The sequence below is a fragment of the Bradyrhizobium sp. STM 3557 genome, assembly GCF_045571465.1.
Classification (GTDB): Bacteria; Pseudomonadota; Alphaproteobacteria; order Rhizobiales; family Xanthobacteraceae; genus Bradyrhizobium.
In genome coordinates this window covers 1,397,382-1,422,518 of sequence record NZ_CP120697.1, presented here as the reverse complement: position 1 = coordinate 1,422,518, position 25,137 = coordinate 1,397,382, and the positions used below count along the sequence as shown (strand labels likewise).

At 58.2% G+C, this 25,137-nt stretch carries 17 protein-coding genes and 6 pseudogenes; 10 read left to right on the top strand and 13 right to left on the bottom strand.

Annotated elements, in window-relative coordinates; translation table 11 throughout:
* The 3 genes from P6U24_RS06350 to P6U24_RS06340 form a co-directional block, all read right to left on the bottom strand.
* Positions 1-729, bottom strand: coding sequence for a gluconate 2-dehydrogenase subunit 3 family protein (locus tag P6U24_RS06350; RefSeq protein WP_407158316.1), 729 nt, complete (start codon positions 727-729; stop codon positions 1-3).
* A gap of 32 nt (positions 730-761) precedes the next feature.
* On the bottom strand, positions 762-1,262 hold the full coding sequence (locus P6U24_RS06345) for a Dps family protein (protein ID WP_407158315.1): 501 nt from the start codon (positions 1,260-1,262) through the stop codon (positions 762-764).
* Positions 1,263-1,653: 391 nt separating this feature from the next.
* The gene (locus P6U24_RS06340) at positions 1,654-1,809 is read right to left on the bottom strand and encodes a DUF3551 domain-containing protein (protein ID WP_407158314.1); all 156 of its coding nucleotides are present in this window, start codon (positions 1,807-1,809) and stop codon (positions 1,654-1,656) included.
* A 1,032-nt stretch (positions 1,810-2,841) separates the two neighbouring features.
* Here P6U24_RS06340 and P6U24_RS06335 point away from each other — a divergent pair.
* Positions 2,842-3,831 (top strand): NADP-dependent oxidoreductase, encoded by a 990-nt coding sequence (locus tag P6U24_RS06335; RefSeq protein ID WP_407158313.1) that lies wholly within the window; start codon positions 2,842-2,844, stop codon positions 3,829-3,831.
* Positions 3,832-4,030: 199 nt separating this feature from the next.
* On the opposite strand, the pseudogene P6U24_RS06330 reads toward P6U24_RS06335, so the two are convergent.
* Positions 4,031-4,842: pseudogene (locus P6U24_RS06330) on the bottom strand (alpha/beta fold hydrolase); the annotation flags it as partial.
* A gap of 547 nt (positions 4,843-5,389) precedes the next feature.
* On the opposite strand from P6U24_RS06330, the gene P6U24_RS06325 reads away from it, so the two are divergent.
* The 6 genes and pseudogenes from P6U24_RS06325 to P6U24_RS06300 all read left to right on the top strand — a co-directional run.
* Complete coding sequence (locus P6U24_RS06325; protein WP_407158312.1) at positions 5,390-8,251, top strand: ATP-binding protein; 2,862 nt, start codon at positions 5,390-5,392, stop codon at positions 8,249-8,251.
* 385 nt (positions 8,252-8,636) lie between these two features.
* Positions 8,637-9,416, top strand: a complete 780-nt coding sequence (locus tag P6U24_RS06320) for a sensor histidine kinase (protein ID WP_407158311.1) — start codon at positions 8,637-8,639, stop codon at positions 9,414-9,416.
* A gap of 230 nt (positions 9,417-9,646) precedes the next feature.
* Positions 9,647-9,790, top strand: a pseudogene (locus P6U24_RS06315) (LysR family transcriptional regulator); the annotation flags it as partial.
* A 183-nt stretch (positions 9,791-9,973) separates the two neighbouring features.
* The gene (locus P6U24_RS06310) at positions 9,974-10,741 is read left to right on the top strand and encodes a LysR substrate-binding domain-containing protein (protein WP_407160798.1); all 768 of its coding nucleotides are present in this window, start codon (positions 9,974-9,976) and stop codon (positions 10,739-10,741) included.
* Positions 10,742-11,156: 415 nt separating this feature from the next.
* Positions 11,157-11,556: pseudogene (locus P6U24_RS06305) on the top strand (SOS response-associated peptidase); the annotation flags it as partial.
* 10 nt (positions 11,557-11,566) lie between these two features.
* A pseudogene (locus P6U24_RS06300) lies at positions 11,567-11,747 on the top strand (indole-3-glycerol-phosphate synthase TrpC); the annotation flags it as partial.
* A gap of 111 nt (positions 11,748-11,858) precedes the next feature.
* On the opposite strand, the gene P6U24_RS06295 reads toward P6U24_RS06300, so the two are convergent.
* The 8 genes and pseudogenes from P6U24_RS06295 to P6U24_RS06260 form a co-directional block, all read right to left on the bottom strand.
* Positions 11,859-12,548, bottom strand: a complete 690-nt coding sequence (locus P6U24_RS06295) for an LLM class flavin-dependent oxidoreductase (protein ID WP_407158310.1) — start codon at positions 12,546-12,548, stop codon at positions 11,859-11,861.
* A gap of 55 nt (positions 12,549-12,603) precedes the next feature.
* Positions 12,604-12,657 (bottom strand): annotated as a pseudogene (locus P6U24_RS06290) (hypothetical protein); the annotation flags it as partial.
* A gap of 1,467 nt (positions 12,658-14,124) precedes the next feature.
* Positions 14,125-14,592, bottom strand: a complete 468-nt coding sequence (locus tag P6U24_RS06285) for a DUF1348 family protein (RefSeq protein ID WP_407158309.1) — start codon at positions 14,590-14,592, stop codon at positions 14,125-14,127.
* 182 nt (positions 14,593-14,774) lie between these two features.
* Positions 14,775-17,636 carry an ATP-binding protein gene (locus P6U24_RS06280; RefSeq protein WP_407158308.1) on the bottom strand — a complete coding sequence of 954 codons (2,862 nt, stop codon included), beginning with the start codon at positions 17,634-17,636 and terminating at the stop codon, positions 14,775-14,777.
* 183 nt (positions 17,637-17,819) lie between these two features.
* Complete coding sequence (locus P6U24_RS06275) at positions 17,820-19,118, bottom strand: MFS transporter (RefSeq protein ID WP_407158307.1); 1,299 nt, start codon at positions 19,116-19,118, stop codon at positions 17,820-17,822.
* A 255-nt stretch (positions 19,119-19,373) separates the two neighbouring features.
* Positions 19,374-19,913, bottom strand: a complete 540-nt coding sequence (locus P6U24_RS06270; protein WP_407158306.1) for a DUF4863 family protein — start codon at positions 19,911-19,913, stop codon at positions 19,374-19,376.
* Positions 19,913-20,134, bottom strand: coding sequence for a hypothetical protein (locus tag P6U24_RS06265; protein WP_407160818.1), 222 nt, complete (start codon positions 20,132-20,134; stop codon positions 19,913-19,915). Before P6U24_RS06265 ends, P6U24_RS06270 begins: the two co-directional genes overlap by 1 nt.
* Before the next feature lie 16 nt (positions 20,135-20,150).
* Positions 20,151-20,210, bottom strand: a pseudogene (locus P6U24_RS06260) (hypothetical protein); the annotation flags it as partial.
* 837 nt (positions 20,211-21,047) lie between these two features.
* Here P6U24_RS06260 and P6U24_RS06255 point away from each other — a divergent pair.
* The 3 genes from P6U24_RS06255 to P6U24_RS06245 all read left to right on the top strand — a co-directional run bounded on the left by P6U24_RS06255 (position 21,048) and on the right by P6U24_RS06245 (position 24,178).
* Entirely contained in the window at positions 21,048-22,025 is a 978-nt protein-coding gene (locus P6U24_RS06255) for a LysR family transcriptional regulator (protein WP_407158305.1), read from the top strand.
* Positions 22,026-22,296: 271 nt separating this feature from the next.
* Positions 22,297-22,935, top strand: a complete 639-nt coding sequence (locus P6U24_RS06250) for an HD domain-containing protein (RefSeq protein WP_407158304.1) — start codon at positions 22,297-22,299, stop codon at positions 22,933-22,935.
* A 127-nt stretch (positions 22,936-23,062) separates the two neighbouring features.
* A complete protein-coding gene (locus tag P6U24_RS06245) occupies positions 23,063-24,178 on the top strand; it encodes an MFS transporter (RefSeq protein WP_407158303.1) in 1,116 nt (371 codons plus the stop codon).
* A 186-nt stretch (positions 24,179-24,364) separates the two neighbouring features.
* On the opposite strand, the gene P6U24_RS06240 is transcribed toward P6U24_RS06245, so the two are convergent.
* Positions 24,365-25,078 (bottom strand): alpha/beta fold hydrolase, encoded by a 714-nt coding sequence (locus P6U24_RS06240; protein ID WP_407158302.1) that lies wholly within the window; start codon positions 25,076-25,078, stop codon positions 24,365-24,367.
* Between the last annotated feature and the right edge of the window lie 59 nt (positions 25,079-25,137).

The window sequence follows — 25,137 nt, the reverse complement described above, 5'->3', positions numbered from 1 at the left end:
TTACGACCTCGTCCATTGGGCGTTTCCGGTCATCCCGACTGGCGCGAGAGGAAAGCGCTCATTATGGCGGCTGACCCAGTCGAGATAGTTGTAGCGCGCGCCGGGATATCCGATCATCTTCCATCCTGCCATATCTCGATTTCCCCCATAGATCGGGTCCGCAAAGAATCCCATCTGCACGTCCTTGACCACCTGAGCGAAGAAGGACTTCCCATCGACGCCCTGGAGCTGCAGCTCGCCAAGTTCAAGATTCTTCAAGAACAGGGTCCTGTCGCTCTCCGAGATATCAGCGAATGCTCTTCCGCTATTTCGTCCCTTGCAGGCGGCATCGATGGCAGCCAATCCGGCGCGATAGATCTGTGCTGGCCCTACTTCTGTCTGATGGCCCTGATTCTTCGCTCCCGACTGAAACGGCGGACGCAGATACAGTCCTTCCTGCCTGCCATACGGCCCCGCCAACTGCCGGTCGATAAATACGGCGCAACCTGCATCTTTTCCGCCGAGCGTCTGTGGGTCCGGCGGGATGATGCAATCGGCGAGCGCCTCCATGGCCCGTCCTTCGGCACCAGTAAAGAATTCCCAAGGACCCAGCTTGAAACGCGTAGGGGGATCGCCCGCATTGGGAGCCCACGGCAACCGGCCGGCGATTGTCGCCGCGCGGACACTGGTCGCGGTGAACAACAGAGTGGCCGTTCCGGCAAGAAAGTGCCTGCGCCGCACGTCAGTCATGACTCTAACCTTCGCTGTCCTCGGGACATTCGTCAGTCACGCGCAGCTTCAAACAGGAACCAGATCCGCCTTTCAGCCTCATCGATCCAGTTTTCAAGCGCGCTTGCGGACGCAACATCGTCGTACCGCTCACAGAGCGCGTGGACATCGCGCATAGATTCAACCAGCCGCAGGTTGTCATCTTGCAACTCATTCAGCATGGCTCCTGGCGATTGCTCCAGGGCATCAGAGTCCATGAGCCGTCGCCGGTGGGATATCTCGCCAATCGACCGGATAGTCCGGCCGCCGACTTTTCGGCATCGCTCGGCCATCGCGTCCACCTGGTCAGCTTGCTCGTCCAACAACAGCTGATAGTCGCGAAAGTGTCGCCCCGACATGTGCCAATGAAAGTTCTCTGTCTTCAGGTACAAAGTAAAGACATCAGCAAGCAGATCGGTCAGAGCTGTGCTGATCTCGTTAGCCACGCCAGGCGGAAAGTTCTGCATGGCTCCAATCACGGCGGACGCCCTTCTGGATTCCACGGCGGTTCCCATGTCGGCATTTCCTTTTGGCTGCTCACCCGTGTGCGGTGGTATGCTCCTTCAATGGCACAGCTGGAAGTGAAACTCCTTCACTCGCGGGATGACGCGACTGCATTTCGGCCGTAACGCTCAATGTCCTGCGATATCTAGCCACGAAAAAGCCCGCCGCGCACGAGTACGAGCACGAGCGCGACGGGCATCAGGTCAGGGAGGAATGGCCGGAAGTTTGCAATCCGGCCGCCGCGAAGCAAGTGAACTCTATTCAAGATGCGAATGATCGCGGTCGAACTCCGCTAGACGCGATTCTCGAGCTGATCTCAGACGACAGATCGCATGAAAGTTCGTCACGCGGATGCTGGTGATCTTCACTTCTCGCGCACTCGTTCGTTGCCCCACAATCACTTCAGCGAACAGCCAACACCGACCTCATTTGCGCATCCGCCCGCGCACCTTTCTCGTGTCTCGATTGCAGAAGGAAGGGATCGCGGCGGCAATAGCCACCGCGCCCCGACGCAGCCGCATTGCATTGCGCCATGTCGGCATAGCTGCAATTCCACATGTCGCTCGATGCATCCCGGCGACAATACTCCCAGGCTCTCGCTGGCGGCAACGACAACGCTAGAAGCTCCAAGGTAAGCAGCCATATCAGCAGCTGAGCGGGCCGCGGTGACCGGCACTTCATCTTTGGCCGCCTCACCATCACGGGGCGCTGAAACATTGCTCTTCTTTGTGTAGGCTCGACGTCGCCCAATTACTCACGAGGATCGTCCGCGGAAGTGAAACGATTTCATTAGAAAATTGAGCGCAGTGCAGTTCAGGCGAACGTTACGCCCGCAATCTGCCCCTGCCCGGCTGCAGAGCGGCGCAGTTAATAGCGCTGTTGTAGGTTAATCACTTGGCTGTACATCAAACCTGCTTTAGAAGCAGATGGCTTCTTTCAACGCGGGAGACGCATAAGATGAACTACCTGTATGGTTGGCTCGCCCCAACATAATGGATTAAGGCACATTTCAGCTCTTCAGGCAGAAGCTCGCTGGACTGGCTATAGACGAGCCAGACCACAAAGCGTTGTATGCCCTGCTAAGCCTGCTGGCAGCGCGCTCTATCGAAGCTTTTGATGAAGAGCCAGTTCCCATATCGGTCGCTGATCGCAGCTATGACAACTTGCTGAGGCTTCCGGCGAGCCTCGATCTGTCTGCACCTGCAGACTGGCCGATCTAAACCGCTTAGCTGCGGTCGATCTTCTCGATCCCTCGATCGAACTCGGCAGTGATCCAAGCGCGCACTCCCGCTCGGAGCGAACGCAAACGGCATAGGCGCAACGTAGCTTGGCTTGGCGGCCTCATACTGGGCTCGCATGAGCCGGCGGCGCTCCGGGTCAGGCTGGCCATGTGGAAGACACGGCTTCCGCCCCAAGTCGCATCTGAAACCCGATGTGAATGAGGCTGTGTTTCGAGCTGCAGGCATTTCACTTCTGGCAGACGCTTGCGAGTGGTACTCACTTTTCGATCCCGCTACCAGATAGGCGGCTCTTCGGTATCTCGCTTCTTTGATGGGGACGTGTTCAACCTGCAACAAGCGGAGCCTCAGGATGGCAGATAAGATGACTCGCAAGGCCGCACATGGCACTTTACCGAGCGAGATCAAAGTTTGGCGCGTGCACTCCTTTGGCCCGCCCGACGCAATGATGTTCGAATCCGTTCCCCGGCCTGAACCCGGTCCTGACGAGGTCCTTGTAAAGGTGCATGCAGCGGGCGTTGGACCTTGGGACGCATGGATTCGGTCCGGCAAAAGTGCGTTGCCACAGCCTCTCCCTCTGACACTGGGCTCCGATTTGGCTGGAGAAGTCCAGGAGATTGGACCTGGTTCGACCAACCTGAACGTTGGCGATCAAGTCTTCGGAGTGACAAACAAGCAATTTCTCGGCGCCTATGCCGAGTACGCTGTCGCGTCTGCCGCGACGTTGGCTACACGGCCGCGCTCGCTTTCCCCCGTCCAGGCGGCGGCGGTCCCGGTCGTTGCGGTCACAGCGTGGCAAGCTCTCTTCGAGTACGCTCGCTTATCGTCTGGCCAGACGGTGCTTATCCATGGAGCGGCAGGAAGTGTCGGCGGATATGCCGTACAGCTCGCGCGCCGGGCCGATCTCCATGTCATTGCCACAGCGGCGAATGAGGATATCGAGCACGTACGGGAGCTTGGCGCAGCGCAGGTGATCGACTATCGGTCGCAACGCTTCGAACAGGAAGTCAGGCAGCTTGACGCCGTCCTTGACCTTGTTGGGGGTGAAACGCAGGAACGTTCTTTCGCAGTCCTGCGCGAGGGCGGCCGGCTGGTCTCCACGGTGTCGCAACCAGATCAACGATTGGCCAAAGATCGAAAAGTGGCTGCGGAGTTCTTTCTTGTCGACGTAACCACAGAGAGGTTGAGCAAAATCGCCGACCTCATTGACCGTGGTGAATTAAAAGCCGAGGTAGGCACAATTCTTCCCCTCCTAGATGCGCGAAAAGCACATATGATGCTTGAAGGCCAACTGCCACGACCAAAGGGCAAGATCGTGCTTCGCGTGGATTCGCCCGGATAGCGGCGGATCTGCAAGGGCCGCCCAAAAGTGAGCGCCGGCCGGATGTCTCCAGCAGTATCCCCGCCGGCGCGTCCCTCGATTGATTCCGTTTACCGCCCGATACGATGGGCCCCAATTCAGACTGGGCACACGTCGAATGCCGCCCGATCGCTGTTTCGTGTGATCTCACGAGGGCCATCGGGAAGCGATGTCGCGCTGCGATAATCGTCAAAAGCGCTTCGTTGACCAGCTCCTTTTGCGTGGTGCACATGCCGTGCGGTGCGTTTGGGATCACCCTCAGCTCGCCATGCTTGATGAGCTTCGCCGACCGCATTGCAGAGTTTTCAATGGGAATGATCTGATCGTCGTCTCCGTGTAGAATGAGCGTCGGGACGTCGAATGCCCTCAAGTCATCGGTCTGGTCAGTTTCGGAAAATGCCTTGATGCAAAGGTGGGACGCGGGCAAACTTGCCAACATTCCTTGTTGCCAGAACGATTGCAGCACGCTCTCGGAAACTCGGGCTCCAGCACGATTATAATGGTAAAACGGCTCACTGAGATCCAACCAGAATCCAGATCGATCGAGCAGAACATTCGCTCACATCCGGTCGAAGACTTCGAGCGGCAGGCCACCGGGATTGGCCTTTGACTTGACCAAAGTGGTGGCACCGCCCCGATGAGGACAGCCTTGGCCACGCGCGAGGTACCGTGCTGGGCGATATATCGCGCGACCTCGCCGCCGCCGGTCGAATGGCCAACGTGAACCGCTCCCGCAAGATCGAGGGCTGCGACCAGTTCGGCCAGATCATCTGCATAGATGTCCATATTATTTCCATGCCACGGCTTGCCGGAACGCCCACGCCCACGACGGTCATGCGCGATGACGCGGTAGCCGCGTTCTGCCAGGAAAAACATCTGATCCTCGAAGGCATGACCGCGCAGAGGCCAACCATGGCTGAATACGACGTGCTGTCCTGCACCCCAATCGCTGTAGTGGATATCGGTACCGTCCCGTGTTCTGAAGGTCGGCATTGGAAGACCCTCTCTTTGGCTGCTGCGCGCAGATCCCGTTGCGCTCTCGGCTAAGCTCAAAGAACTCAGCTCAATTGTGCTGTAGGGCTTTGAGTTCCGACGGAAGTGAGACGATCTCAGCTGCAGGATGTGTCGCTTGCACTGCCGCAGCTGGGCTCGGCCGCCTGGACACCCCGCAAGATACAACGCAACGGGTGAGGATCGATACGGCCGGCGCGTACAGCCCACTGCTTTCCGCGGCCACGGGATGGTGACCGCATCGGCTTTCCGTCGATTTCCGTCATAGGGTAGGCCCAAGGGGGATTTCAATCGCTGACTGGCCGTCCCACTTGCTCCCTGTGATCAGATGTGATGGTCGCTGGCAGTCCGGCAACCGTGGAACCTGCAGCCATCCGGCCGCCTCAAGCCCCTTTGCAAAGGATTGGTGCGGTTGAACCTCGGTTAAGGGGACGATATCGTTCAATCCGCAGTAGAACCGCAAAAGAAAGGTTTAAATATTGCACCATGGCCCAGTTGGCGCACGGTGGAGATCGGCGGATTTGTACCTATGAGCGAACCGGCAATCTGGCGTCGAACGGAGGTGTTCGTATTTGGTCCCTTCCAGCTACGGGTGGCCGCCAGGATATTGACAAAGGATGGTGAGCCGCTTGTGGTTGGCGGCCGGGCGCTGGACCTGCTGATTGCACTTCTCGAGCGCGCGGGAGAAGTCGTAAGCCAAAAGGATTTGCTCGCGCGAGTGTGGCCCAACGTCGTTGTCGACGTAACCAACCTGCGGGTCAATATTGCCGCTCTCCGCAAGATTCTTGATGCTGCAGGGGGCGACGGTCAGCGCTACATCGCAAGCGTCTCTGGCCGCGGCTACTCCTTCGTCGCACCTGTGCAACGCTGGAGCGACGATGTCTTCCGACACGTCGGCCAGGCGTCTACCAAGACGAACAACAACCGGATTCCCCCACGTCTAGCGCGGATGGTAGGCAGGGATGATACAGTGCTTACATTGTTGGCCAAACTGATGACGCACCGGTTCTTAAGCATTGTAGGTGCAGGAGGGGTGGGAAAAACAACGGTCGCTATTGCCGTGGCTTACGCAGCGCTCGAACACATTGGAGAGACGACCTGCTTTGTCGATATGAGTTCGCTCGCCGATCCAACATCTCTTCCGATCACCTTTGGAGCGACTTTCGGGTATACACCACAGCCACGTGACCCCATCTCATCTCTCATAACCTTCCTGCGCGGAAAGGCTGCTCTTCTTGTGATCGACAACTGTGAAACGGCGATCAATGCAGCTGCCGATCTGGCCGAGCGACTTCACCGAGACGTCACAAGAACGTACATCCTAGTAACGAGCCGGGAGGCCCTGCACGCGGACGGCGAACACGTCCACATCTTGAACTCTCTAGATTGCCCCCCTGACAAGTCCGACCTGACGACGGCCGATATACTCCGTTATCCCGCCGCTCAGCTATTTTTGGAGCGTGCGTCCGCTGCTGGATTGAGAACACCTTTACCCGATCCGGATGCTCCGACGGTTGGACGCATTTGCCGCAGGCTCGATGGCATTCCCTTGGCGCTGGAACTCGCGGCTGGTCGCATCGGCGCCCTCGGCGTTCGCGGCACCGCCGACCTCCTAGACAATAAATTTGCGCTTACTTGGAAGGGCCGCCGCACGGCACTCGCCCGTCACCAAACAATTACTACGATGCTGGACTGGAGCTATCGCCTTCTGTCTGAAATAGAGAAAACGATGCTCTGCAGAGTGTCCGTCTTTGTCGGCGATTTTACCGTGGCCCTGGCTGTGGCGCTCTCCCTCGATACGAACGAAGGCCGACAGGCGATAACCGAGTCCCTAGCAGGACTCGCTGCAAAATCCCTTCTGTCAGCCAATGATGGTGACGGCCAAACCCGCTATCATCTCCTGGAGACAACCCGCGCATATGCTGCGGTCAAACTCGAGGAGCGCGGGGAAGCACAAGATACTCAGCGGGCGCATGCGATCATGTTTTGCGAGCTCTTGCGGTGCCGGATAGGGCTCCGGTCCGTCTTCGACTCCCTATCAAGCGATCTGTCCGGATACGACGGTCATATCGGCAACATTCGCGCAGCGCTTGGCTGGGCATTGTCAGATCGCGGAGATCCGTCGCTCGGCGCGCAGCTTGCGGCCATGGCCGCGCCGCTGCTGATTCGACTGTCCTTCTTCGATGAATGCCGCCGTACTTGCCAGAGAGCCCTTGCCTTACTGCCAAGCCACGAGCGAGGCCAGCGCCTCGAGATGCTCCTGCAAGGAGCATTATCGTATACATCCATGTTCACGACAGGCAACAGCGAAGACGTGCAGGCGAGCCTCAAGAGAGGCTTGGCAATCGCGGTGGATCTCGAAGACCGCGCTCAGCAGCTGCACTTCCTGGCCGGATTAAACGCATTTCTGTATAGAACGGGCGATTTTCGCGGCTCCCTCGCAGTCGCCAGATGGGCATCCGACGCGGCGAAACACAGCAACATCGCGGCTGGTCTCGTAGCTGCTGAGTGGATGTTGGGCGTTGCATACCATTGCGTCGGAGACCAGAAGGCTGCGGAACGTCACTGCCAAACTGGCATGGCGCGTTCAATTGAGCTCGCGGTCCACGATGCACTTTTGTTTGGCTACGATCACCGAGTTCGTGCGCTGGTGGGGCTAGCGGGCACTCTTTGGCTACGCGGATATGCGAGCCGAGCCTTGAGAACTGCAGAGCAGGCTATTCGCGAAGCGGAAGCCCGGAACCACCCGATTTCGCTCTGCATATCCCTCTACACCGCTCAGGTTTTTCTGCGAGCCGGCGCCCTGCAGCGATCACGCGACCTATCTAATCGATTGATCGAGTGTGCAACGCAAAGCGGGCTCGATCCATTCCGCTTTATTGGCATGGCATTCAAGGGCGAGCTTGCTGTTCACAACGGAGAGCTAGATACGGGTACTGAGCTTCTCCGGCAGTCATTAGTGTCGCTACAGTCTGAAGAGCATGAGATGCTTTACACAATTTTTTCCGGCGCTCTTGCAGAAGGACTCAAGCGACAGCGACGCTTAGACGAAGCCCTTGCGACAGTTGACCGAGCAATCGATCGGGCCAGTGGCTCGGGAGGAGCGGTGGAGCTTGCAGAGCTGCTGCGACTGAAGGCCGAAGTTACAGCGGCGAGAACGCAATCGGATCTCGGTTCGGCATTGGACCTGATCGACCTATCTCTAGAAACAGCCCAACAACAGGGTGCGCTGGCCTATCAACTTCGCTCAGCCACCACGCTCGTGCACCTTCAAAGTCGAAACGGCACCGAAAATCGCGCGAAAGAGATTCTTGCAGCCGTCCTCGGGAAGTTTACAGAGGGATTCGAAACTCCCGACCTCCAGGCGGCTAGCGCCATTCTCAGGGCTTAACATTTGTTAAGTCGGTCCGGCCCTGGTTCGCAGCACGCAGTAGAGCCCCTGCGGATCGTTTACAGCTTTTAACAGGAGCGACAGCTTCAGATCGCTAAAGATCTCTCGTTTCACCGATGCGTGTCATCGCACGCTCCTGATTCATTATCCAATGGACCGTCTGTGCCCGCATTTGCCTGTGTACTTCCTGACGCAGACGGCGGTCCAGCGAGGGACGACACGCGCTCGCGAGACCACAATCGTGCTTTTTTGCAATAAGTCCCAAACTGTCCAGGTCACTTTACAGATTCTTAGCACGTTTAACTCGCAAGCGGAGCCAAAGTCGGTAGCATGGTCGATGGCAGGGTGATGTTCTTCCAAAGCCAGTGAGCTGAAAGGGGACACGATGCACAACGCGACGAATACGATCTCGCGCCGAGCAACTAATCATTTTGCCGGGAAGCACGAGCATACTTGGGCGCTCGATGGCACTGCGCAACCGCATTTGGCCTCAGAGTTTGAGGCTGCTCTGCTTGCAATAGCAGGTCACGACCTGCGTCAGCCACTCCAGGTGATTCAGAGCGCACACGAGCTGCTTGGGATGGGTGTTCGAACGCCGGCAGATTTGCGGTTACTGCAGTCGGGACAGAAGGCAATCGATCGTCTCAAGGAACAGCTGGCCTTACTCACCAGCGCGCTTCGAATGCGGGAACGCGCGAACACCCTCAAGCTGGTTCCGGTCTGCGTAGCGGACGTCTTGAGGCAGGCTTATCGGGAGAACGAGGACGTTGCGCTGAGCCGAGGCGTCATCATCCGCATGGTCCTATCCGAAGCAATGGTGGTGAGTGACAGCCTTCTATTGGGAGCGGCTGTCCGTAACTTGGTTAGTAACGCCGTCAAATACACCCGTCCGGGTGGTCGCATCCTGCTAGGTTGCCGGCGCTCCGGCTCAGACCTGCGCATCGAGGTGCATGACACCGGAATTGGCATCTCAAGCGAGCATATGCCGAGGATTTTCGATGCCTTTACTCGCCTCGACCCAGTGCAGCACGAGGGCCTCGGTATCGGGCTTTTCATAGTCCGACAGGCGCTCGGCCTTTTGGGGCATCGACTCCACGCAGCATCTCGCCCATCTCAGGGATCTCTCTTCTCGATCTCGGCAGCCCGATTTGAACTGCCAGACTGAGGCTGGCGTTCGCGCGATAGTGTCGAGCCAATATCTCGCTCAGTTGAGGCAATGGAGTTTCACGTGCACTACATGCTGTACTCTGCTCGCCCCACGGCAACGGCAGGAGCTCCGGCTCGGAGATTTGGGACTGAAATCGCGGGGCCGCCCTATCGTCCCTTAATCTCAAACGGCTATTGATCCATGAACTGTCACTGCCTCCTGACATTCACGACCGCCCAGGTTCGCGCATGACCACGATGTTGAACAGACTTGATCTGAACCTCCTGCGCGTCTTCGATGCGGTCATGGAGGAACGCAGCGTATTGCGGGCCGGCCAGAGAATATGCTTGAGCCAGTCTGCGGTCAGCCATGCTCTGGCTCGACTGAGAGAGGTGCTCGAAGACGAGTTATTCATCCGGACAACTAGCGGAATGCAGCCGACGGCACGAGCCCTCACGATGGCTCCGCTCATACGTCAGGCGTTGCAATCGCTCGAGACGGCAATCGGCTCGCCTAAATTCGAGCCGGCCAGCTCGACTCGACGGTTTACGATTGCAGTAAGCGATTTCGTGACGATGGTCATGGTACCGCGGCTCCTAAGTCTACTCAGGCAAGAGGCCCCCCTGGTGGAGCTGGTTATCCGTCCTGAGAGCATGAACGATTTGGCGGAACAGATCGATCTGGGGCATATCGACGCGGCAATAGGAACCTTCGCGCATAGTGCGACCCGGTTCCGGTCGAGCTCACTGTTTGCGTGCGACGATGTTCTGATCACCAATTCTTCTCGGCCTCTTAAAAATTTGTCGCGCGAAGTCCTTTCCCGCCTCTCCATAGCAGCAGTGTCCTCGCGTGGGGAGCACCCTGAGGTGGTAGAGGGGTTCGTCTGTCAGCGTGACTTATCTAGGAGAGCGGAGATGTATGATCGGGCCGCTTTGGAACGAGCACTTTCGGTGTCGGCCCAGAGCCCCCGGATAGTCGTATCGCTTCCGCATTTTCTCGCAGTTCCGACTCTGCTCGAGCAGTCGGATTGGAGTGCAATCGTGCCACGCCCAGTTGCCGTGTCTCTAGCTCGCACTCAGCCAATCTCGATTTACGAGCTTCCCTACCACTCAAGCTCGTTCGACGTTAGCGCTCTATGGCATGAACGCACCACCAATGACCTGCCGCAACAATGGCTGCTCGATCTTCTCGCGCGCGCTACCGAACATCTGCGACACCGTTCAACGAACTTGCCATTTTCCGAAGGATCAGCGTCAACACACACACATTTTCGCCCACCGACTCACTCGACGGCCGAGTTCACACAAAGGCGACCTGCCGCTACGGACTGCCGCCTTTTGTAAGTTCGGGCGTACTTTGCCCGGCTGGCCTCGGAAGACCTATACGCCGCTTGGGGGCGGAACGTCGCTCTTTGGATAGAACACGCCGTACACTTGCCGCCGAATCGAAAGCCGGCCTCACTCCGCGTTCGGCCATCTCCTGCTTCACAATCGAAACATGCCGGAAGCGCGCGCAAAGGGGCAAGCGGCCAGTTGCTACTCTGCTGCAGTCGGCGCAGCGGCGGCAGCCGGATCCGAAGACCTGAGCTCGTCATGAGCGCCTTGAAATGATGGCATTCGCCATCGGGCGACCGCGAGTTCCCCGCCGTCGGCGCCCGTCCAGCCGATTGGCGGCTTCTAGTCGGGAAAGACGCTCGGCATTGGCGCGAGGTTGCCGACGTATCGATTGACGACGCGGAACAGCGCGCTGATCGCCGCGCCCGACGGTGGCACGACCGACATTCCAACGTTACGAGCAAACACTGGACGCACTGGCTGGGCCCTGAGAACCGGTGCGTGGTGCCTTTAACACGGGCCGAAAGCAGCGACATCTGGTTCTCGGTCGATGAGACCCGCCCGCTCGCATGCTTCGCCGGCATCTGGACCAATTGGACGTCGGTCCGGAAGGTCAAGGAAGACGAGACGACCAACGACCTCTACACGTTTCTGATGTCGGAGCCAAACGCCGAAGTCGGTGCCATCCCTCCCAAAGCCGTTCCTGTGATCCTGACGACGCCGAGACATGGATGACGGCGCCGGTGGACGAACTCCTGAAGCTGCAGCGGCCGCTTCCGGACGGTACGTTGCGGATCGTCGCCCGCAGCGTGAAGGAAGACCCCGCACTAAACGACCAGCGAGGCGCTTGCGCCGCTTATCCGGGAGGAGCGGCTGATGGTTGGGGAAAGCGGGCATCTTCACGTCGGACGATATGGCTAGGCTAGAGCGCGCGGGCATGTCGACGTTTCTTGTCGGCGAGAACCTGATGCGTCAGCCCGATGTGGTGGCAACCCGCGCGCTGCTGGTGCGGGCCGAACCAGCGACGGCCGCGGGAATTACGTTGCAACCGAGATGCACCGTCCTCTCAATGAGCGAGCTGACTGCGGTAGCGCCGGGCGGGCCGCTCCGTTCAATGAAACTCGCGTTAGCCGAAATCTTGCGCATTTGGCGCAAAATCGGGAATGATGATCGAACGCATGGCCGAGTTTGTTTGGAGTGATATAGCGAGCGGTAGGTCCCCGAAAGCGAGCTGGCACATGACATATGTAACACCAGCTTCAATGACCTGGCTCTTGAACGCCTCTCGCACCGTGGATGGTGATCCGACCACGCAGAACCCGTCGTCCAAAGCTTGCTCGAACGACTCAGGCACATTCGGCGGATTTGGCAAACTTCGAGTGCGTGACAGGAAGGTGAATGTCTCGAACCAGCGAGGATAGGCGGGAGCGGCCAGAGCACGTGCCTTAACGTCGGACTCGGCGATCACCACAATGCGAACCATACCGAGCAGCGGCATACTCTGTGCTGGTCGCGCTATCCAGTGCGCGCGGTACGTGTCCGTATTTTCCCGAATGGCGTTACCCTTTCCGACACAAGCTATGTTGATCGAATTTTCAGCAGCCGATCGGGCTGTTTCCAGTTTTGTCGTCTCATACCACAGCGGCGGACATGGTTTTTGGATGGGTGAGAGTGTGATGGGCACATCAGCAAGGCTGAAGTAACGACCACGGTATGTAAGGGCATCGATTTCCATGGCTTTGATAACAATCTCGGCCGCCTCGTTGTAGCGATCCCGAGCCTCCGCGGGCGAAACGCCAAAAAAGCGAAAGTTCAAGTGGGACGCCGCCGCGGCCAATGCCTAGATCGAGTCTGCCTCCACTCAGCTGATCCAGCATGCAGATTTCCTCGAAAGCAGGCAGAGGATGATACAGATTCAACAACATCACCAACGGTCCGAGTCATAGTTTTCGTGTGTGTTGCGCCACGGCGGACAAAAACAAGTTGGGTGAAGCCGCCAGACCATGTGGCGTGCCATGATGCGAGGTGATAGGCGCGAAAGCCAACCTCATCGCACGCTGAGGCGATTTCTAATCGATCGTTGTATTGCTGGCGAAGGCTACCGCCAGCATGGTCCAAATGGTCAAAGACGCAAAAACTGAGAGCGGGCAGAGTTGCGGATCTCATGGAGGACCTTTTAGCCTGTTGTTCGGGAGACATGATCGTTCAGAAGTTGGTGTTGAACCACCGTCCCGGGCAGCTGGCCCAACGAGCGGCCCGTTGCACTTCGCAAAGAGTGTTGGCGTTGACTCACGATCCTCATTCCCTGACTTTGATGTGTTGCGGAGCGGGTTCGATTTGGAGAACCCTGACCGCGGGTATCTTAGGCCGCGACGGCCAACTAGCGACTGCATCGAATTCGTTCGAGCTATATGACAAGCGTGATCTCGAACGTACGGAGATTGCGGTTGTTGACGCCGCCCCTCGGGAGCGAAGCTTCGGCGCTCGGTCGGGCGACGCCCTCTTCATCTCAGCAATCAGCGCATAGTCGCCGCCGCTATGCTTTCCCTGATCGCGCGAACCAAGCCGCGCATTAGCGTCGCCGCGCTGGCGCGCGCCTCGATGCTCGCGCGGGGACGAGCACGCTCGACGGCGGCGATCTCGTCGCGCTTATAGGTTGCGATTTTCTTCGAAATGTCTGACGTCATCGACCCGTTGGTGGACTTCCTTGCCGCCCCACAATCTGCGCCGCTTCAGCAGAACGGTACAAACCAAACATTGTCGGCGCTTACTCACTTCCTCTTTATTGATCGTTCGTGCCGGGACGCATTTGCGAGCTCGTCATGACGCTCATACCGGCGATCAATCTCAACCACGCGATCGCTGGCGCGAGGGCCGATTGCCGTGAACGCGCCGACAAGCTCATCGTCAAGACGAACTCGTCGCAGTCCGATGCAGCTCCACCCTTCGGAGATGAAGGCCGAATGGCGCTGGGTCCGCGATGAGACGTCATCCACGTCAGACCGCGCTACCGGAGCAACGACGCCCAATCGGCGCTCCTCACGCAGCGCGCTTTGACAACGAGCGCCTCTGGGAGCGCCACACCTATTGTAATATTTCTCGGTGCTGGACGACTAAGCGCGAAATTGCGCATGCCCTCGAGCGGATTTGCGGGCGAACATGTGGTGACTGCGGCCAAACTATGCCCGGACTTACACCTGTAATGGTACAGGCAAGGAGCGGCACATTCACCGCCACGACGGAGGTGCTGCCCGGTCTCGGGCATCAGACACGGAGACGACCCAGCGTCACTCGACGATGCACCGCAGCGCCGAGCAAACCATGTGAGAAAGGGCGTTCTCCGCTAGGGCAGTTTTGGCGTTCGTTGAAGGATGCCCACGAACATACTTGTATCAAAGGTCGAAATCGCTCAGCTCCGGATGCTCCTCCGGCCTACGTCCAAGCGGCCACCGAAGGACCCGGTCTGCCTCCGTTATGGGCTGGTCATTGAAGCTCTCGATACGTCGCCGGATTAGCCCATCCGATTCTAGATCCCAGTGTTCATTTCCGTATGACCTGAACCAATTGCCATCAATGTCCCGGTATTCGCTTGCGAAACGAGAGGCAATCCGATTGCCTGCGAATGCCCAGAGTTCAGTGATTAGCCGGTACTCGAGTTGCCTTGACCATTTACAGATCAGGAACGCCTCGATGGCTGCCCGCCCCGAGAGAAATTCTGCACCACAGCGCCAGAAGCTGTCGATTGTGTAGCTCAGCGCCACCTGCGTGGGCATGCGGCTATTCCAATTATCTTCGATGGTTCGAACTTTGTCTGCTGCGGTGGCCCAAGTGAAAGGCGGCGCTGGAAGGCGGGGAGACATGCCATGTATCCAGTGACTCGATATTCACCAGAATGGCCCCACGGAAACTGCAACGCGAGTTGTTTCCTGTAAAATACCGTAAATCAACACCGCTGGACACAAGATCATGTCCTTCCTGATTGCAGCAGAGGTCCTGTCAAGGGCGGCACTTCGAAGTTTGATAATTCACTAAGCCAAACCGGCTAAGATCCTCCGGCTTTGACCTCGATGTCATGAAGTTGACGCGTCGCCTGGACTAGATCAGCAGTTTCGAATCCTTCCGTGAACCGCTCACGCACCTCCGCGAGCAAATGTCGGGCCTCTGTGACGAGCCCGAGATCCACCCACAAGGAAGCCAAGACCAGAGCCGAGCGCAGTTCCCAGCCGAGTGCACCCTGCTGCCGCGCCCGTTGAATGGACTCTTTGAGAGATGCCTCCGCCAGAGACAAGTTGTCGGGCGAACCCAGCAGTAACACGCGCGCGCGGGTCCGTAGCATGTCCGGTAACTCGAATGTTCCGGAACCGTTCCGCGCGTCAGCGAGTAGGCCGTCGATCACGCTTGATGCTTCCGTGAATTCGCCAGCATTGGCCAACCCCTCGGCCAGCGCTCGATAGACGGAGGAAGAGAGCATGTATCGTCCCTCGGCCCGGAGAACGGCTAGCGCCTCCCGGAGTAAGTTGACACCGAGCTGTGTTTGCCCTCTGGCCAGCAAAAGCTCGCCTTTCAATCCCATGCCACCGGCCTCGTAGTTTGGGAGCGAGTACTTGGAAGCACAGGTCGTGAGGCGTTCTATCAAACTTTCGGCTAGCTCCAGATCTCCGCGCCACAAGAAGACCGGCGTGGCGTGCTGAAGGCAGATGCACAGCGAAACCGGATGCTCTTGTCTCCCCGCAACTTCCATGCCCTGGTATGCCAATCGCGCCGCATGATCCGGAAAGCCTCTAAGCCACATCGTACGCGCGTATCCGATCAACGCTCTTACCCGGTGATCGAAACCGAATGAATGCACCTCGGCTATACCCACGCTCGCAGCGGTGCTGAAGCCCTTCTCGTAGCTCTGCTGCGCCGCCGCCTGGTTCCCGACCAAGTGGTGACTGGCACCTAGCATCCACTCGGCCGTCACGGCTGCACGCACTCCGCCGAATTCCGCTGCTATTGCGGCATAACGCTCTGCCGCGCCCAAGGACCCACCGAATTCCGCCATTCGCGCCAAGTGAAGATTGAGGCCGGCCAACACCTCCAGCTGATATTCCGGGTCCCTGAGCGAGTCGGCGAGTTCCAGCGCTCTCTCGAGCACAGTACCAACCTCGCTGCCATCGCTATGAGCATGGTTTGACGAAATCGCTAGCGATAGTTGCAGCTCAAGCTCGAGCTTTGTACCGCGATCCTCTTCCGCCAACGCATGGATTGCCTGCAGCGACCAACGTCGACACTCGCTGAGCATTGAAAGCGCCAGAAACAAACCCATAGCGCCGGCGCTAAGGGCAACTCCGACCGAAGCATCTCCCGATGCCGAAAAGCTCCATTCCAACGCAGCTCGGATATCGCCGATATGGCGATTATAGCCTGCCCAGTCACGTCCCCGCACACCTGCTGTACGAACTCGCCCCAAGCGCTCTGCAAAATACAGCGCATGCCTCCTTGCAACGACCTTGTCCTCACCAAGCTCCCTTGCTTTAAGTGCGGCATACGAGCGAGTCGTGTCAAGCAGCCGATACCAAATCGCGTCCTCGGTCGGCGAGACCGCAATGAGTGACTTGTCCATCAGGCTTACAATTTCGTTTGCAACTTGCAGGCCGTCGCGATCGTGGCGAGACAGAACGGCTTGTGCCATTTCTAGAGTGAACGCTCCAACAAACACCGAGAGTGCAGCCAAAGTCGTCCTCTCACCATCGGACAGGAGCTCATAGCTCCAATCAAGCATTGATTGAAGCGTCTGGTGCCGCGGCACACCGCGTCGCGTCCGCCACACGAGCATCAGATGATCACCAACCAGCCTGGTTAGGCCGCTGATTCCGTATGCGCTTACCCTGCTGGCGACCAACTCGATGGCGAGCGGCATTCCATCGAGTTGGCGGCAAATGTCGACCACGTGGTTGGCCTCATCGTCGGTGAGTTCATGCCGCACTCCTCCAGCCGCGGCACGGTCCATGAAGAGTTGCACAGCGGGAAAGCCCAGGGCCTTTGTCGCGGTCAGGCTTGAGTTACCGGTGGGCAGCTCAAGCGATTGAAGCGGAAAAATGTTCTCTCCCTCGGCGCGCAGAGCTTCTCGACTAGTCGCGATGAGGTGAACGCGAGGTGCTTCTCGGCATAAATTCTCGGCAAATTGAGCGACCGGGTCGAGGACATGCTCGCAACTATCGAGAACTATGAGGATCCGCTTGTCAGAAAGGAAACCCAGCAGCCGCTGGCTCGAGTCTTGCGTCTGCGCCACGCATCCCATGGCGGACGCGATCGCTGTCACGAGAAGCGCGCCGTCTCTCAGCACGCTCAAGTCAACGAAGCAGACAGCCTCCTGAAAGTCGCTCGCGAGGGCGTGTGCCACGGCTACGGCGACAGTGGTCTTTCCAACACCTCCCGGACCAACGATGGTGACGAACCGGCCCGACCTCACATCTGAACACAACAATTCAACAGTATCGTCGCGTCCCACCATGCGGCGCAGGGGATCGGGAAGCGTGTCAGATCGCGTCCGATCGAATACGGCCCTCGGGGAAGGCTGCAATTGCTGCGAACGCTGGACCGGGGCGACAAAGCAATAGCCCTTTGCTGGGACATTTGCGATATAACGTGCTCCCTCCCGGCCATCACCCAGCGTCTTGCGCAGGCCAGCGATCTGCACGCGAAGGCTCGCCTCGTCGACGATAACATCCGACCAAACTCGCTTGAACAATTCGCGATGGCTGACAACCTCCCCTGCCCGCTCGATCAGAGCAATCAGGATGTCGAGGGCGCGGCCACCCAGCGGGACCGGCTCACCTTCTTTCAGAAGAAGTCGTTCGGAGGCGAGCAATCGAAATGGACCGAAAAGAAACGCTTCGCCCTCGTTCAATCGCTGTTGCAAGACCGCAAACCTCAGGATATGGACCTGTTATCCAGGCAGGGTTTTTTGTTGCAGCGCACCAAAACCAATGCGCGGTGCCGCCGTCGGGCTTGATTAGCACATTTGGCTTGCAATGCGATTTGCTACGAAAGTTGGCCGCCCGCTGGCGGTCCGACGCGAAATGCCTGCTCCTGCGGGGAACCATCAAGGCAAAGGCTCGCGATAGCGGTCCGTGAACTGCACCAGGGCCAAGCTCGTAAGAAGACTCGTTGCTATGATTGCAAAAGCGGGTGCACGGCTATCGCCGGTGAAGTCTATGAGCCAGGTAGCCAAAGCAGGCGAAAGGGCGCCAACCATCACTGTCAATCCATACGCTACAGCGACGGCGGTGGCGCGTAAACTCGTGGCAAAGAGTTCGGCAATGGTTGACATCAGGGGGCCGATGTAGATCGCGTTCAGCAACGCGAGCGCCGATTGAACCAACATCAGCATCTGAACAGAAGGCCAGGTCGTCACAACCAAATACGCGGGATAGATGATCAATGCATATGTGACACTCGCGAAAAGTAGCAGCGGCTTTCGTCCAACGCGATCCGATATCATGGCGGCGACAAGAGTACAGACAATCATGACGCATGTTGCAACGATCGTCGCGAGCAGCGCCCCTGAACTGGGCAGGCCCAACTTTCGAGCCGCGAACGTCGGCATATAGACAAAAATGATGTTACCTGCGACCACGTAAAGGCTTAGGATTCCGATGGCCAGCAGGAGAGGACGCCCTGTTCCGATAGCGGCACCGGCTAGTCTATCCTTTCGCTCCCGCTGCTTCGTCAGGAACAGGTCGGACTCTTGCACCTCGGACCTGATGTAGATGGCTGTTGGGACGATAGCCAGGCCCAAGCTGAACGGCAGGCGCCACCCCCACGCTTCTATCTGAGCCGGCGTCATAGCCACATTGACCGTCATGACGACGAATGCAGCGATCACAAACCCGATTTGCTGGCTTGCGGCATTGAAGCTGGCGTAGAGGCCTCTTCGATTGGGTGGCGCAATCTCGACCAGTAGCGCAGTCGCGCTACCTAGTTCGCCCGCTCCCGAAAAGCCCTGCAGTAAGCGCGCGAGCAGAACAAGCAAAGGGGCCGCAACGCCAATGCTTTCGTAAGTGGGTGCAAACGCAATGAGAGCCGTTCCGAGGCCCATGAGATACATAGATAAACAGAGTGACGCCTTGCGGCCAACGCGGTCGGCGTAGAGGCCGAGAACGACAGCACCGAACGGCCGCATCGCAACTCCACCACCATATGTGGCAAGCGCCAGGAACAGCGAGGTAACCTCGTTTTGCGCAGGGAAGAACAACTTCGCCATGGGAATGGCGAGCACTCCATACGCGAAGAAATCGTACCACTCGAGCAAGTTGCCGATCGTGGCAGCGATTATGGCTCGTCGCCTCTTTGCTTGATGCGGACTGCACGATGAAGCGCAATTAACCTCTGGACGGAGCATTTGAGACGCTCGAACTTCCCTGCTCGTGGCCTTCAATCTGATGCGAGAGGCTGGCGCGCGCTTCTGACCTCGCTTCTCAGAGATCGAATTAGTACAATGCGCTGTCGCTTTGACGAGTTCATCGAGCGACGCAGGATCCGGAAAGGCTCCCTGATTGACTGCGGAGCACACTCATCGCACAGAGTGATTACCAGTAAATCACTTCCGCCCAACGTAATCGGACAAAGTCGACCGCTTAGCCCTGGCAGCCATTCCTTACGATGGTGCTTTCACTTCGTACGATATGCGGCCAGCAGGAAGATAAAACAATGCGATCACTTCCCCTCCTCGCACTTCCGGATAATGCTGACTTCCAGGATCTGGAGCGGTCCAGCCCGCCCCTTGCCAGCCTTGCAGACCTCTCAATTGCGCGCCCTCTGTTAGAGGGACGACCAGATTAAGTTCGCCATATGGGTGGCCGTGATACTGGCCGCGCAACATGTCGATATCGTTCTCGTCCTTGAACCGGCGAGGGTCGTTGCTGTTCATGTAGACCGCCGTTACGCTGAAATGAAACGTCTCGGGGCGCGGCTCCAAAATGCGGCTCCGACGATAGTTGGGCCCTTCCACTTCCTGGTTAGCAGCCCAGCCCTCATCGACGCCGAGCTTGATCAGTCGCGAAAGATCCTGATAGAGCTTGCTCTCCGGGCCGTAGGTCGTGTTGAGCCATCTCTCCATCTCGGCGCCTGGCGTCATATCCTTAACTTCCGCCAAGAAGGGGATGCTGCACTGAATTAGATCGTCTCTGCTGCTCATTAGTTTGCCTCCTTAGATTTCAAAGCCCACGAACTGGCGAAGTCGTCGAGATCGGCGCGCGGCATCAATCTCGGACCTGACTCGACCTTGGTGTAACCCACCGATACCCCGCATACGACCATCTGCTCCTCCGGGATCGGTAGCTGCTCGGGACGGATCTTGTGGTACTTCGCAAACGTCTCCTTGGGGGCACGAATGAAAGCCCCGCCCGGCAGCCGCAAGCAGCACCTTCTGGACGAACATGCCGAGATCGAGCCAACTGCCCGCCTCTAAGCGACGGTCGATCGTGACGATCAATCCGACAGGAGCGCCGAAGAAGGCATAATTCTTGCCGTTTGGTTTGCACGCGCCTCGGCATCCGTCTGCGCGATACCAAGCGCGCCATAGAAGATCTGGCCAAACTCCTGCCGCCGCTGGTGATAGGGTGGAGGCAATACGTCGGCATAGTACTTGTACTCCGAATGATGCTTGGCCCTGGCGTTACAGTGAGCTTCGAGAAGAGCGGCCGAAAGCCGCCTCTGAGGCGAGCCGGCAACCCCCAGACATTCCAGGGCTGTATGTTGGCGCCGCTCGGGGCAAAGCGCGCGAGTGAACGAATCTCGCTGATCGTGCGCCGCATCACGGGTCGATCCGAGAACTCGCGACAGGCGAAACGGCTTAGGATGATGCGATAAATCTCAGGGCGGCGTTCTCCCTGAAGCGCCTGCCTCTGCTCCGATTCACAACAAAACCCTACTTCCCCAGAGTCATCATTGGACGGCCGCAGGGTAATTGAGCTCTCCCCGGCATGGTCGACAACCAATCGCGGCATTTCACTCCCGGCGCTTGGCTTGAGTGTTCCCCCCGTGGCCGTCAGATCGGGAACGTACCGCACAGCGGGCCCGGAGCGACTTCCAATTGATCGCACCCGACGCTTCATTACGTTTCCTCCAAAGCATTTCTTGCGCCAAGATAATGACCAGCGCCTACTCAAACGGAAGTGAAATTATTGCAGCACGATGCTGAATACAGCTCACGTCAGGATGCATGGCGCGTTTGCAGCCTTCAATGGCTTGGATTGTGTTTGGAGCTGCATTGGGATTAACTAATGGTCATCCCTAGGTAGGGCGATGCTCCCATGCAGGAAATTCGATCGTGGCCGTCTCCTTCAACACACTGGACCTGAATCTCTTAAAGGTCTTCGATGCCGTTATGGAAGAGCGAAGCGTTCTGCGGGCAAGTCACAAGCTCGCACTGAGCCAGTCCGCCGTAAGTCACTCATTGGCGAGGCTCCGCGAAATGCTGGAGGATGACCTATTTGTGCGCACTGCAGCCGGCATGCAGCCGACTTCCCGCGCAATGGCCATGGCCACTCAGGTGCGCGAGGCGCTACGCGCCCTCGAATCCGCCATCGAACTACCTACGTTCAATCCAGCCATATCGACGAAGCTGTTCACGCTTGCAGCAAACGACTTCACCACGCTGGTGCTAGGGCCACCTTTGCTGAACCTGCTTGGTCGGGAGGCACCATCGGTCGATTTGGTCATCAAGCCAGTTACGCGAATAGATCTCGCCGAGCAGCTCGATCTGGGGCGAATTGATGTGGCAATCGGGGTGTTCTCCTCGCCCCCAAGCCGCTTTAGGACCGCGCTGCTGTTCGAATATGATGACGTGCTAATTGTTGGGGCGGCCAACAAGATTGAACAAATCGATAAGGCCGCTCTCGAACAGCTGTCACTGGTCGTGGTCTCGTTTGGCGGCGAGCAGGAAGGGGCTGTTGAAGGTTTTATCTCGGAGCGCGGTTTGGCGCGACGATCGGAGATGTACGATCGTGCAGCCCTCGAAAGAGCGTTCGGCAACAGCGACATGCTCCCGCGGATGGCAATTTGTTTGCCACACTTTCTTGCGCTGCCAGCGCTGATCGAGGGCAGCGAGCTCGCGGCAATCATACCTCGGCCGCTGGCTAAGGCTTTCGCCGGGACGTACGCAATAGCAATTCACGAGCTGCCTTACTCGACCAACCCGCTCGAGGTCCGGCTGCTCTGGCATGAGCGCGTGGATGAAGATCCATCGCATGAGTGGCTTCACGACATCCTTCGGCGCGCAACCGAGGGCCTGCGTCGTGCAGCGTAACCGCTGATCCGGAATTCATTTAGCGAGGTTATGGATGGCAATAGATCTGGCCATCAGTCCCAGGGCACGTTTTCCGATCGGAAGCGCGCACGGCCTCCTTCAATGCATCAGATCAAATATCTCCTTGCAGAATCTTCATACACTCGTGTCTTCAAACCTATCGACAACGGTTTATCTGTCGCATGGGGTCGCGTCGCGGTGAGGACCGGTCAAGCGGACTGCCCTCAAGCTACGTGATCAGACGTGCCCCACAGGTCAAGAGGAGCTCGGCATGGCCGACCAGATTTCCGGCATCAAGATTCCCGACAGCAAGATCGCACGTGAGGCCGCTGAACTGGTAAGGCAGCACGAGAGCGAGATGTTGTTCAATCATTCCGTGCGTGTCTTTGTCTTCGGTGCGATGCGGGGATTACGCCAGAATGTGAAGTTCGACTCCGAGCTGCTCTACGTCGCGGCTCTCTTTCACGATTTGGGTCTGGTCGATGCTTATCACACGCAGACGAAACGGTTTGAGCTCGACGGTGCAGACGCCGCGCGCGACTTTCTCAGGAGTCACGGCATACCAGAACCACAAGCCGATCTGGTGTGGGAGGCAATTGCTTTGCATACGACCCCGGGCATTCCACAATTCATGCGCCCGGAGATCGCCCTGACCAATGCCGGTGTCCTGGTGGACGTCGTTGGCATCGGATATGACGATTACACCCCAGAGCAGCGCGAACAGGTGATAGCCGCCTTCCCTCGTGGCGACTTCAAGAATGAGTTCGTCAAGGTTCAGACATGCTCGGCACTGAAAAAGCCTCAAACCACCTTTGGAACTGTGAATTTCGATTACATTGAATATCACGATCCTTCGTTTCACAAGCCGAATGCCTGCACGCGGATCCACAGCACTCCCTGGAAGAGCTAGGCCCCGCCATTTCGCACCGCTTTCCGGAGGAGGCGGTGCTTCAGGAGCTTGATAATCAAGCGATATGTCCCACAGAAGCCTTCTTTGGTTGACCCTCGGTGCTTTTTCCATCGGGACGGAGGGTTTCATGATCGCGGGATTGCTGCCGGATCTCGCCCGAGACTTGCATGTCGGCCTTCCCGCCGCAGGCCATTTGGTCACGGTGTTCTCGTGCGCTTACGCCATCGGCGCTCCTGTCATTGCGGTGCTAACGGCCTCGATTGAGCGGCGCAGCCTGCTAACCGTGGCCATGCTGTGTTTTGGTCTGGGAAACGCGTTGGCCGCACTGACCCCCAACTACGCTGGATTGCTCGCGGCCCGACTCCTGCTGGCACTGTCAGCAGCCGGTTTCATGCCTGCAGCCAGCGGATACGCCGCTGCCTTTGGAGGCCACGAGCGGCGGGGTCGCGCCCTCTCCATGGTCACTAACGGGCTCACTCTGGCGATCATCGCAGGCGTTCCCCTCGGCGTATTGGTCGGCGAGGGTTTCGGGTGGCGCGCTACCTTCTTTAGCGTGGCGGGGCTGGCGGCTCTTTCCGTCATCGGAATCCTGACTGGAATGCCCGGCCAGCAGCCCGGCATCGTCCCGACGCTTGGCGAACGTTTCGCACTCGCCAAGCGCCGCGATATGCTGGCCGTTCTGGCGACAAGCCTGCTGACGGTGGCGAGCACGTTTGCATTATACACCTACCTGAGCGTCTTTGCGGCCGAGGTTGCCGGCATCGGTCCGGAGGGCTTGATCGTGGTGTTGCTAGCCTTCGGATTAGCCAGCGCCATAGGGACATGGTTTGGCGGCATTATCACCGATAAATGGGGTGCAGCACGCACCGTCGCGATCGGCTGCGGTCTGACCCTTATGGCCTATTCGGTATTCTCTCTCGCTCCAGAGCTTCCGCCAAAGGAAGCCATATCCGCGCTCGTGCCCGCCCTACTCCTTTGGGGCTTCGCAAGCTGGGGAACGATGACTGCACAGCAAGCTAGGCTGGTGGCCCTTGCGCCGGCATTGGCGTCTGTCAGTCTCTCGCTGAACTCATCTGCCATCTATTTGGGCAGCGCCATGGGGGCTGCAGTCGGAGCTGTGGTCGTCGCAAAGGGCGCAGTTGAGCATCTCGGCTGGGTGGCAGCGCTCTTCAGCATGACCGCTCTTTTGGCAGTCCTGGTCGCAAGCCGACCCTCTCGCCCAGGAGAAACGGGAGTTCCTTGACGCTAGGCTCGCGATGCGGAAATGTCGCAAGCGCGGAACCTGCTGGCTCTCGACCTACGGGCGAACGCTTCGCAGCTTCTGCTGCGCCAAGCTGCCCGCTTCAGACTACTTTTCCATCGAATCGACGTGAGCAACCAAACTTGCCCCGACTACCGAACGCAGTATTCCCGTGGATAGCGGCTTCAACTAGTCTCTGCCAGCTTCGACAATCGCTTGTGCAAGCCGGGACGGATTGGAGAAACATAGCTCGTGACTTCCGGGCGTTTGAACGAGACGAAAGAGGCCGAGCTTCTCCGACAACCTCGGATGCAGCGGAAAGCTATGGGGTAGCGCTGTGTCTTCTGTACAGTTTATGAAGGACTTCGGCAGCGTCATCATGGCCGGGTTTGTGCGCACCATCAACTTGTCCGTGAAACTGTTGAGCGGGTGCGGGTTCAAGCTGGCGTATGCGCGATGCGCCGTTTCCAGATCGGCATCGTTGATGTAGGCCTCGCGCCAGATCCGAAACGGCAGCACGACTGAACCGTCCCCAAGGCTGGTGAGGAGGTCGGGATAATGCGGCGGCACCAAGTCGCTCAAGGACTCTCCATTGTTGGCGACGAACGCGCTGAGATACACCAAGCGGCGAAGGCGGCTGGCCATACGGTCGGCGACGCCGGTAATGACAATCCCTCCATAGCTATGGCCAACTAGAATGACGTCGTCGAGCTCGTTTTCCGATATGAAATCAACGATCGAATGGATTGCGTCCTCTAGCCCCGTCGTCTTGGGATCTCCCGGCCTATTGCCCTTCATGGTCGGCGTGAACACTAGGTGCCCATCAGCCCTCAGCAGGGCAGCGACAGATTCGAATTCAACACCGCTGTGCCAGGCACCGTGAACGAGGACGTAAGTCGACATCGCAAGCGATCTCCGTATCTATTCCCGCGCGCATAATATCTCTTCAGAGGCCGCGCTGT